The organism is Bacillus vallismortis (assembly GCF_040784915.1).
Taxonomy (GTDB): Bacteria; Bacillota; Bacilli; order Bacillales; family Bacillaceae; genus Bacillus; species Bacillus subtilis_G.
Map to the genome: position 1 here is coordinate 3,606,427 of NZ_CP160797.1, position 11,239 is coordinate 3,617,665.

An 11,239-nucleotide genomic window follows, 5' to 3' on the forward strand; every position below is an offset into this window, starting at 1 on the left:
GTCGATTCTAAGAATCAACTCTTTAAAATATTCTATTCTAGAATATCATCAATATATTTCATATATTTCGTCAATGTTGCCGGAGAGATGCCGAATCGAGCTGCTGTGTCTTTTTTCGTATCATGTTTGCCGTGCGCTTCTTTCCAAATATAACAAATCGCGGCTGCCCAGCCTTTCTCATTTTTCAACGGAGCGGCTGCGCGGATTTGCTGGATGACATGGAACACCCAACAGCTCATGACTTCTGTTTTCATCTCTTCTTTTTCAGCTTGCTCTAATAATTTGACGGTTTGATAAGCGAAAAGTGCATCCTCTGATACGTCAGCAGCCGCGGAATCTCCATTCAAGAGCAGCTGCACAAAATGATTTTCGAAAGGAGCGGTCATTCTCTTCGAGTGTATCACCGCTTCTAGATGCTCCGTTTCACCCTTTGTGCTGCTGATATAATAGGCTGCGAGACGTTGTTCTACGGATGAAGGAAGTGCTTCCCTCCGCTCAACCCAGGGAGCCGGGCGGTCCTCTCCGGGATATTGCGACTCGGCTTTTCTCCAGATCGTCTCGGCAAATTCAGTATGCCCTGTAAAATAAGCGGAGCACGAGAGCCAGTAAAAGAATGTATCGTCACCTTCAAAGCCGCTTTTATATAATGATTTGAGCCATTTATATCCGAGCTCATAGCGGCCGACAAGCGCCAAAGTAGCTCCCAGTTTGTATCGCTGTTCCAATAGCATCGGATACACATTGGAAAGCCGGTCACTCAATTCCGCCACTTTTTCGTCTTCTCTTTCATAATAGTAGAAAACGAGAAGATTGCATAAGGCGTGAAGGTTTCCTTCATTATGACTGAGCACTTGATAAGCGGTTTCCTTTGCTTTAACGATGTTGCCTGAATAGAAATAGGCGAGCGCCAGATTGTTGTATGCTGACCAAAGCTCCGGATATTCAGCTGTGATTTCCTCAAGCGCCGCCACAGCTTCAGCAAGCTGGCCGCTTTCCAAGAGGGACTTTGCCCGATCCTGTTTCACCAGCAATTCATCCTGATCATACAAAGAATCCTCAGGCCCGCCGTCTCCTAAATCTAGCAATTCAAGCAGACTATCGTTTTCTTCAGCGAATTCACCGTCCGGATCCGCATCTGAATAAGCGGCCGCTTCTTTATAAGCTTCTTGAAAGAGCCCCAGGTGGGCAAAGTTATTCGCTTTAAAGTAATGGCACTCCGGCATTTCGATCTCCAGATTTGCCATAATATAATCAAGAAGATCGTTCGACTCTTGATATTGGCCCATTTCTGAATAAATGACCGCAAGCTGCGAAAGCATCTCTGAATCCTCCGGCTCCAAATGAACCGCGCGCTGAATCAGTTTGCTTGCCCGTTTCAGATTGCGCTCTTTATACGCTTTCAAGCCTTTATGAAAAAAATATTGTCCATCTTGAAGCAGCTGGACAATTTGTGCGTGATTTTTATGTTCAGAAGTGTGTTTTCCCACAACTACCCTCCGTTTTATACAATGTTACCGTCAGTAGTATACCATAAATCATCAGCTCCTCAATAGTTCAAAAGGAAGGATCGGGAAAATCCCTCCGTTTTTTTACTGGCTGATTCGACCAAAATTTACCCGGCTTTGTTTTCTAAATCTGAATTCATTTTCAGCTGCTGTTCAGCAAAATCTTTATATAGATCATGCGAAGCCATTAATTCATGATGTGTGCCCCGGCCGGTAATTTCTCCTTTTTCAACAAACAAAAGCTGGTCCGCGTCTACAACGGTAGAAAGGCGGTGAGCGATGACAATCGTTGTGCGGCCCTCCATCAGCACCTCGAGCGCCTGCTGAACTGATTTTTCAGATTGGCTGTCAAGACTTGAGGTCGCTTCATCAAGCATGAGAATGCTCGGATCTCGGAGAAGCGCTCTCGCAATCGCGATTCTTTGCCTTTGTCCGCCTGACAGCATAATGCCGCGTTCGCCCACCTCTGTATCAAGCTGATTCGGAAGCTCCTTTATAAAGTTGAGCGCGTATGCCATCTCCGCGGCTTTTTCGATCTCGGCATCCGTAACATCACGTTCTAACCCGTAACAAATATTTTCTCTGATCGTTCCTGACATTAACGGGCTTTCCTGTGATACATACCCGATGTGCTCCCGCCACGATTCAAGCGAGTAAGTATCAACCGGCTCTTCCCCCAGCCGAATGGTCCCCGCAGTCGGTGAATAAAAACGTTCAAGCAGCTTAAACAGTGTTGTTTTCCCGCCGCCGCTCGGACCGACAATCGCTGTGACTTTCCCTGCTTCAATCACGGCGCTGATCTCTTTCAAGATCAGCTGATCGGGCTTATATCCAAAAGACACGCGATCAAGCTGAATAGGCAAATGTGCGTCTTCGATTTGTTTTCCTGTGACAGTATCTTCCTCTTCTTCTGCCAAAATCTCAATCATCCGTTCTGTTGCGCCGATTGATTTTTGCAGCTGTGTGAAAAACGTTGTAATCTGGCCCATCGGCATAATAATTTGAAACAAATATAAAATAAAAGCCACGAGTGCTCCGGCGGTAAGCTCGCCTGATGAGACCTGCATGCCGCCGTATCCAATGACTGCCACAAGCGCTGCCATTAATACAAGTGAGATGAGCGGACTGACAAGCGACTGAACCTTGGCTTCACGAACTCCTAGTTTAAATAATGAAGAAATCCCCAGTTTCCCCCGCCCATATTCGACAACCTCCGCATTTGAAGCCTTGACGAGTCTGATTTCCGGAAGAATTTGATTCAGCAGGCCGGTAAAACGGGCTGTTTCATCTTGCGTTTCGCGGGAAATGGTGAACATCTTCCGGCCAATCGGAATTAAGATTAGAGCGGCAAGCGGTACAACAACTAATACAAGCAGTGTCAGCTTCCAATTCATAATAAACAAGATTGTCAGTGATCCAATGACCGAAATGATGCCTGTAATAAACCCGCTAATATGGGTTGTGATCAGTTCTTTGACCACCATCGTATCATTTGTCACACGGCTGACGGTTTCTCCGGAAGCGTTTGTATCGAAATAAGGGACAGGGAGCTTAATTAATTTCTTCCATAATAAATCCCGCAGCCCAGAGATGATTTTTTGCCCATTATAGTTAAGCGCATAGGTGGCATAAGCGCTCAAAGCGGCCTGAACGAAAAAAACAAGCGCGATCAGCCCGATTTGTGTCCCTGAAAGAGCTGACATAGAAAAGCCATCGACAAGCTGCTTCGTTAGTAATGGAATGAGCAGGCTGACCAGTGTCGTTACAATACTAAGAACCAGCGCAAAAGCAAGCTTTCCATAAGAAGGATTGGTCTGCTTCACTAATGCAAAAAAGGGTTTTAATTTACTTTTCGATTTTTGTTGCTGGGTTGGCATATACTTTTTCCTCCTGTTTCAGCGTTCAGAAAGGTGAAATGTCGTATCAAAAGGATGTTTTTTACTCTTTCTCAATCATATCAATGGAGAGAGACTTTTTCAGTATATTTTTGCCATAATAAAAATAAAAATCTCCCACTCATGATTTGAATAGGAGAGGTATGGTCTTATACATCCTTAACAGGCTTCTTTTTCCTGTAAGTCAATGTCACATCCTGCTTTCGCAGGTCTTCAACTATCATTTTGTACCGATCCACTTTTGCTGTATGTTCTTCTTTTATCATTTGAAGTGCGGCTTTTTGTTTTTCACTTTTTGATTCAAGCTCTTCTTTTATTTTTTTGACAATCAATCCTTTTTGTCCTTTGATTTCTTCTTTTAGCGAAGACTCAAATTTCTTTGTCAGGCTGAGGATGTCGTTGATCGGTTGATTGAGGCTGCCTGCTTTCCCCTTCATTTCGTCCTGGGTAAGAAACATATAGGTGGTTGATACAATTTCTGTTTCACTTTCTGAAAATAAGGAAGTCACTCTTCATATTCCTCCTAAAGCTGAAAATCAAATAACTGAGAAATCATTTCTTCTTTTTCAAACAGCTTTTCAATACTCTCGCGGATGTTTTTGCTGAAATCTCTTTTTTCTGTTGCCTGTTTTTTTAATTCAGCAACAATCCCATCGTTAGCAGGGAGCGCACCTGTGTGGAACGATTCATGAACTGAGATTTTCTCCAATTTATCAAATGTGTGACTGAAACCGGCCGCAAGCCGGAATTGAAGATCGAAGGCATAATGCGAAGGATTTTCTTCCATGTGATGAATAGCCGTGATGATCGCCTGTTTTTTGTCTATAAAGTCTTCATTGATTTCCTGGCTGTAAACCTTCTGGTACTTAGAAATCGCATCTTCCATATCTTCAACGATCCTCATACCGTTTTGATAGATTCTGACAGCAGATGAGATATTAACTTTAATCGTTTCTCCCGAGCCGCTCTTCCCTGTAAAGTAAATATCGGAGCCTTTATAGCTGAAGCCTTTTTCCTTTGATAATGCGTTCAGCATTTGCACGATGCTGTGGCCGTCGACGATGAGTTTTAACGCGTCTTTTGTTTCTGTGTCGAGTGTTTCTATAGAGGACAAAATTGACTTTACGTAATCTACTATTTCACCAACATCTTTTAAAGCGTGCGTAAATTGACCATGCTTTAGATGATCAATAAAATGTTCATACCGTGATTCTATGCCTCGCATACTCGCATTAATATTCGATAATTCTTTTTTGATCACTTTCTTTTGCGTTTCATCGATATACCCATTTTTAGCTAGCTGATCTACGACCGGTCCGCTGTTTCCCAATAAGGTATGGAGAAAACCTAAAAACGCTGGCAAATTCTCTTTAATTCGGCCATACATTTGCTTAACGTCATCAAAGTTTTCATAAATGACACTCGCTTTCGCTAAAGCACCATCTGTGTACTTCACTTTATCTATCAGCTCTATGTCAATCCCGCTTGCAGCCTTTACAAAACCGTTCAAGCCGTCTTTTTTATAGTCACCCTTATATTTTTGAAGGAATTCTTGAATCGCTCTCACGTCTTCATCAGGGATCCCATCCATAATGTTTCGGATGCCTTCTACACTTGTATTTGTATCTGCCATCTTCACATCGCCGAATGTAATGAAGTCCGCCTTGCCGCTCGCACCGTACAGCGGGTCATCTTTTGAGATGCGCTGAGTGATATTTGCTGTTACGCCTTTGTCTTTGTAGTATTTTTGGATCTCTTTTTTTAGCTTTTCTGGTGGGATCTCATTAATATCTTTTAAGCGTCTAATATGAAATTTATGCATTATCGTATCTCTCAAATTTAAATCAGTTGCTAAAAGGTGATCAACGCTTATTTGAGCTCCGTTAACTCCATATACTTCATCAAATTCTCCATCAATTAATTGAACCATCACCTGATTATTATTAGCCAGTGAGTGACCCATAGCAAAGGTCTTTAAATCATTAGAGTCATTTGTTTCTTTTTTTGCATTTCTTGTAAACTCTTTTGTCGCTTGATACTGGCTGTCATCCATCCCTAAAAAGAGACCAAAAAAATTGTATGACCAGTCCTCGTTATCAGCACTGCCCTCTGAAATAATATGAAGCTGATTAATGTGTTGTTTATCGTCCTTAATATAAATAGCTGTACCATCATATCCGGACTCTCTAATTGATGTATCTACTTTTGAATTTTTTTTAATAAGTTCATTAGATGTGTATATTTCCACATTTTTTGGAAGATCTTTATGTGTTTCTTCTTTGTATATTCGGCGCACATCGGCTTCAAAATCTGTTTTAGCTTTCTTTATTTCACTTTCTTTATCAGAAGCAAATCTTTCTTTATAATCGTACTCTAAGTTAATTAAACGCAGTTTTACATTTTCATTTTCAAATATATTCTTATGTTCCATTTCTTCTATTTCTCCTTTTTAACTTTTAAAAAGGTAATAGAGTCTATTATTTTTTGAACTTTTTTTCTGGCATCTTCTTCTTTTAGTGAACAAGACTCTTTATCTTTATAGCAGGCAAATCGAAAAGAATACTCTATCCCCAGATAATCCTCTTTTGTCGATTTAACATAACCAAAAAATCTATAAGAAAAATTATTCTTTCCCTCTACATCATCAAAAACACTTTTCTTTTGAGCAGAATATACAATTTTGTCAGATAGCTCTCTTTCTTCGTATTTTCCTTTATAACTATTTCTACCGCTTACAATATCCAGCATTGTATCCTTGTCATTTGCAAAACTTTTGTCTTGATGATAATCCAGTTGACCATCATATTGAATGTCAGTTTTTTTATTAAAACTATCAAATACTATTGTTTCTTCATTTTCTCCTGTACTCGAAAGATCAGGTGCGTACTCCCCATCCTCCGGAAACAACATCCTAAATCCTTTCAGCTTTGACTCAAGCAAATAATACCCTGGCTCCTCTTCTTTCGTTGACACCATGTACTCTCTCGTTTTTTCGTCCTGAAATGCCGGAACTTGCGGCAAGTCTTTTGGATCCATGTCTTTTGGTTTTACGACTTCCGTTTTATTATCATTTGTGCTGTTTTTTTCATTGTCGTTCATACTGCATCCTCCTGTCAGAGCAAGTAATAAGCTAAAACAAATAAATAGGATCTTTTTCATTACGAACCTCCACGGATTTTTAAGCTGATTTATCAAAATCATACTAATGACCCTGTCAAAAAGTGATTATTTTATCCTTGTTCATGTTACAACATGGAATAAATTTGATAAATAGGGAATTGGACTTGGTTTACACTAATAAACATAAGGGAGGACTTAAGAAATAGGCTAAATAACTCACATACCAAAAGACCACTGTTTTCCCTCGGCAATCTTAGACAGTCATTACTGTCCTTTTTTCAAAAACATCTTTGAGATAAACAAACCTTTGACCACTAACAGGATCACAAAACAATCACAATGGAACAGCCACGACAAAACTGTTTTAGCCCCTTTTGTAGTTACCCTAATACTATCGAAAAAAGTTTCGGGTAGGTGAACACGCGCATATCGGGAATCTTCAACTATCTTCTAATATTTAATACATCAGTGTTTGTATTTTTTTACACATCGCAAAAGATAACAGAGTTTAATATTTTTCTAACCTTTTCTTCATTGTCTTTTGAATTTTGTTTACAGGCCTGAGCATTTGCAGAACAGCTAAACATAAAAGAGTATTCCATCCCTAAATAATCTTGTTTTTTTGATTTTATATAACCAAGATAGATATAAGATGGTTTTTCTTCGTTGTCAAAGTTTTCTTGTTTTAAAGCAAAATAAATATCCTTATCCTTTGCTTCTAATTTTTCAAAATTACCTTTGTATTCACTTTTACCGCTAACGATATCCAACATAGTCTCCGGATCGTTTATAAATGATTCATTTTGATAAAACTTTACTGAAGCATTCATTACTATATTCGTTTCTTTATTCATACTGTCAAAAAATAGTGACTCGTTTTTCTTTGAAGTTTCAGAGTCTGAGTACTCCCCATCCTCCGGAAACCACATCCTAAACCCTTTCAGCTTAGATTCAAGCAAATAATACCCGGGCTTCTCTTCTTTCGTTGACACCATGTACTCTCTCGTTTTTTCGTCCTGAAACGCAGGAACTTGGGGCAAGTCTTTTGGATCCATGTCTTTTGGTTTTACGGCTTCTGTTTTATTGTCATTTGCCGTATTTTTATCATTGTCATTTATACTGCATCCGCCTGTCAGGGCAAGTAATAAGCTGATGCAAATCAAGATGATTCTTTTCATGACGAACCTCCATGGGTTTTCGGCTAATTTACCTAAATCATTTTATGACCTTATTACAAAGTGATTTTTATTCTTAATTTTACATTCTCATCTTCCAATATATTTTTGTTTTTCGTGTTATTTCTCCTGTTAATGATTTAAAAAGGTGATGGATTTTACGTGCTTTTTAACCTTATCTCCTAAATTGTCTTTATCTAACGTACAAGGCTTCTCATTATTTGGACATCTAAACATAAACGAAAATACGATACCTGCTTGTTTTTTCTCGGGTGACTTGATATAGCCGAAATATCTGTATGAAAAGCTGTATTTATTTTTATCGTTTTGAAAATGATTTTTCTTATGAGCAATATAAATATCTTTATCTTCGTTCTTTAGCTTTTCAAAACTGCCTTTATAACCATTTTCACTACTAACTTGATCTAACATTGTCTCAGGATTGTTAATAAAAGATGTTCCTTGATAATATTCTATATGCGCATTTAGCATTTTATTTTTTGTTTCATCATAACTATCAAATGGAATGATTTCTTCGTTTTCATCACGGCTAGACAAATAGCTTGAGAACTCCGCATCCTCCGGAAACAACATCCTAAACCCTTTCAACTTAGACTCCAGCAAATAATACCCCGGCTCTTCTTCTTTTGTTGACACCATGTACTCTCTCGTTTTCTCGTCCTGAAACGCAGGAACTTGCGGCAGGTCTTTTGGATCCATGTCTTTTGGTTTTACGGCTTCTGTTTTATTGTCAATTGTACTGTTTTTTTCATAGTCGTTTATACTGCAACCGCCTGTCAGGGCAAATAATAAGCTGATGCTGATCAAGATGGTTTTTTTCATGACGAACCTCCGCAGATTTTCGTTGTTTACCCGAATAATACAATCACCTTATTGGGTTTCTATCATTTCCTTGCATTCATTGAGGCAAACTGTTGTTAATAGTCATATTCTAAATCAATTATCCGTAACTTTACGCCCTCATCCTCATTTCATCTTATTTGTCCTTTTTATCTATTAAAAAGCTGATAGAATGTATTAATTTCTCAACTTTATTTTTAGCCTTTTCTTCTTCTAGGGAGCATGGTCGATTTTCATTTTTGCATCCGAAAGTAAAGGCGTATTCAACTCCTAGGTTATCTTCTTCTAGAGATTTCACATATCCAAAGTAACTGTATGAATCATTATATTTTCTATCAATATTTTCAAAGATGTCTTTTTTCTTACCAAAATAGATATCCGTGTTCTTGTTACTACTTTTCTTGTATTCACCTTTATAATCATTTTTTCCACTTACAATATCTAGCATTGTTTCAGGTTCATTCACAAAACTTTCTTCTTTGTAATATGTTACATGACCATCAAACATTACATTGGTGTCTTTCTCATAACTATTAAATCCAATACTTTCTTTATTTTTCCCAGTCAACGAGGATCTTCTTGATAGATATTTCGCATCCTCCGGAAACAACATCCTAAACCCTTTCAGCTTAGACTCCAGCAAATAATACCCCGGCTCCTCTTCTTTCGTTGACACCATGTACTCTCTCGTTTTCTCGTCCTGAAACGCGGGAACTTGCGGCAGGTCTTTTGGATCCATGTCTTTTGGTTTTACGGCTTTTGTTTTATAGTCCTCTGTGCTGTTGGTTTCATTGTCGTTCGTACTGCATCCGCCTGTTAGGGCTAGTAATAAGCTGAAGCTGATCAAGATGATTTTTTTCATGACGAACCTCCATATAGTTAACTGATAGAATCAAACGAACAAAAAACCGCCGAGTTCTCTCGGCAGTCTTGGCCAGGCATTATGGTTTCTCTTTTTTCGAATAAAATATTCTGGAGATAAACAGTCCAATGACCCCTAACAAGATGAATAAGACCGCTCTCCAAACAATATCAATCGAAGCAGAATCTATTAAAATCATTTTGGCCAGTGTAATGAATAAAAATATCAGCCCGATTCGGTTCCATGTCTTGTCTTTGGTTGCGTAATAAACAGCGTACATCACGATGACAAATATAAACCAAGACAGAGATACCCCGACATTACTGGATAGGCCGTCAATCTTAGCCGTCATCCAAATGGATAATTTGCTGAAGAATACAAGCATCAGGAATGAAACGGTGTATGAAACAACAATCTTGACTTGTTTATATTGTATTTTTTTCGAATACAGATAGGCGGCAAAAAGTGAGCTGATCAGCAGCAGCCAAGAGACAATGCTGAGAATGTGTAATGAGCGTGCCGGGTATTGCATGAGGCCGCACGATGCCTGTAGTACTACAATCGCCCCGGCAATGCCGATCAGCCAGCTTTTTTTGCGGTATGACACGTAACACATCATGATTCCTTGTAACGTGAATATGATGTACAGCAAAATCTCATTTTCATCTAATACATCCGCTGCTAATATATTGAAATAAATCATAGAAGTGAGAAAAAACGTATGTTTGATTTCGGCAAATTCTTTTCTTTTCCATAAGCTTAACAACAGGTACAACACAAAAGCAGCAGTATAAAAGGCGTATAACGCCGTATCGTTTTTTAGATACAGGACTAACCCTGTGATGAAAACGACAAAAGCTCCGATTGAAACGGCTGTGAGATAGACGGCTTTTTTAAATGGGCTGTGCGATCGTAAAGCCGAGAAGATCATGATCGCCTGCTGCATCGTAAATACAGCAAGTGTCCAAACCGATACCTGTGCATCGGTAAATGATAAGAAAGCAAAAATCGCTAATATGAACGCATAGTTTGCTATATTCCATGCCACACTGTACTTTTGTTTGACTGTCTCATACATTAAGCCTGAGAAAACCAATGACTCATATATATAAAAGATGTATTCGTTTCCTTGTTCCCCGCCAAATAAAAACGGATACAGGTAAACACCTGCGCCGATAATCGCAATTAGTGTTTGTGACCGATATTTTCTTGATATGTACACACCGCCCGCAACGCCTGCAGCAAGAAGGATCACTGTAAGCGGGGTCGGGATAATCTCGTATAGCATGTTCCCCGCAAATAAGGAAACGATGTAGACAATATTACTGCCCGCCAATAATGAAACGCCCAGCACACTGGCATTTTTCTTATATTGCCTGCTGCCGAGAACATATAGCACAATGGAGACCATGAGTCCTGCCGCCACCCTCATATATGTATTGATCCAACCTTTTTCAGCAGCCGCTGTAAACGCCCAAATCATACCAAGAAGAAAAACAAAAATAAAGATTTTTGGAAGCCAATTTCCTGCCATGTTTTCTAAAGTTCGTTTCTCTTCCTTTGACGGAGCCGGTGCCTGTTTTGGCACTTCGGTTTCTTTGCTGATTTTTGAATGCTCTTCCGTTTTGACTATAGTTTGTTCCTGCGCGCCTGCCATGAGATATGCGATCTCTTTTTTGACATTGGCCAGTTCTTGTTCCAAACGTCCAACTCTTTTGTTCAGTTCATCAATTTTATCGTTCACCATTCTCTCCCCATTTTCGAATTTACTTGCTTTTTCATGATATGCCTTTTTTTACTCTCCTTACCAGTTTCCACAAA

9 protein-coding genes are annotated in these 11,239 nt (G+C 39.3%); all 9 read right to left on the minus strand.

Annotated features, from left to right (window positions below; all coding sequences use genetic code 11):
- Positions 1–32: 32 nt before the first annotated feature.
- The 9 genes from ABZM97_RS18035 to ABZM97_RS18075 all read right to left on the minus strand — a co-directional run bounded on the left by ABZM97_RS18035 (position 33) and on the right by ABZM97_RS18075 (position 11,165).
- Positions 33–1,487, minus strand: coding sequence for a tetratricopeptide repeat protein (locus ABZM97_RS18035; protein ID WP_087993771.1), 1,455 nt, complete (start codon positions 1,485–1,487; stop codon positions 33–35).
- Between the two features lie 125 nt (positions 1,488–1,612).
- Positions 1,613–3,382, minus strand: a complete 1,770-nt coding sequence (bmrA, locus tag ABZM97_RS18040; RefSeq protein WP_087993770.1) for a multidrug resistance ABC transporter ATP-binding protein/permease BmrA — start codon at positions 3,380–3,382, stop codon at positions 1,613–1,615.
- A 167-nt stretch (positions 3,383–3,549) separates the two neighbouring features.
- On the minus strand, positions 3,550–3,909 hold the full coding sequence (locus ABZM97_RS18045) for a hypothetical protein (protein WP_087993769.1): 360 nt from the start codon (positions 3,907–3,909) through the stop codon (positions 3,550–3,552).
- A 14-nt stretch (positions 3,910–3,923) separates the two neighbouring features.
- The gene (locus ABZM97_RS18050) at positions 3,924–5,831 is read right to left on the minus strand and encodes a DUF6792 domain-containing protein (protein ID WP_253268591.1); all 1,908 of its coding nucleotides are present in this window, start codon (positions 5,829–5,831) and stop codon (positions 3,924–3,926) included.
- A gap of 5 nt (positions 5,832–5,836) precedes the next feature.
- Complete coding sequence (locus ABZM97_RS18055) at positions 5,837–6,559, minus strand: lipoprotein YvcA (protein WP_087993989.1); 723 nt, start codon at positions 6,557–6,559, stop codon at positions 5,837–5,839.
- A gap of 443 nt (positions 6,560–7,002) precedes the next feature.
- Positions 7,003–7,698, minus strand: coding sequence for a lipoprotein YvcA (locus tag ABZM97_RS18060; RefSeq protein ID WP_087993988.1), 696 nt, complete (start codon positions 7,696–7,698; stop codon positions 7,003–7,005).
- 129 nt (positions 7,699–7,827) lie between these two features.
- Positions 7,828–8,538 carry a lipoprotein YvcA gene (locus ABZM97_RS18065; RefSeq protein ID WP_202327976.1) on the minus strand — a complete coding sequence of 237 codons (711 nt, stop codon included), beginning with the start codon at positions 8,536–8,538 and terminating at the stop codon, positions 7,828–7,830.
- A gap of 154 nt (positions 8,539–8,692) precedes the next feature.
- A complete protein-coding gene (locus ABZM97_RS18070; protein WP_202327975.1) occupies positions 8,693–9,418 on the minus strand; it encodes a lipoprotein YvcA in 726 nt (241 codons plus the stop codon).
- A 79-nt stretch (positions 9,419–9,497) separates the two neighbouring features.
- A complete protein-coding gene (locus tag ABZM97_RS18075; protein ID WP_202327974.1) occupies positions 9,498–11,165 on the minus strand; it encodes a DUF2339 domain-containing protein in 1,668 nt (555 codons plus the stop codon).
- Between the last annotated feature and the right edge of the window lie 74 nt (positions 11,166–11,239).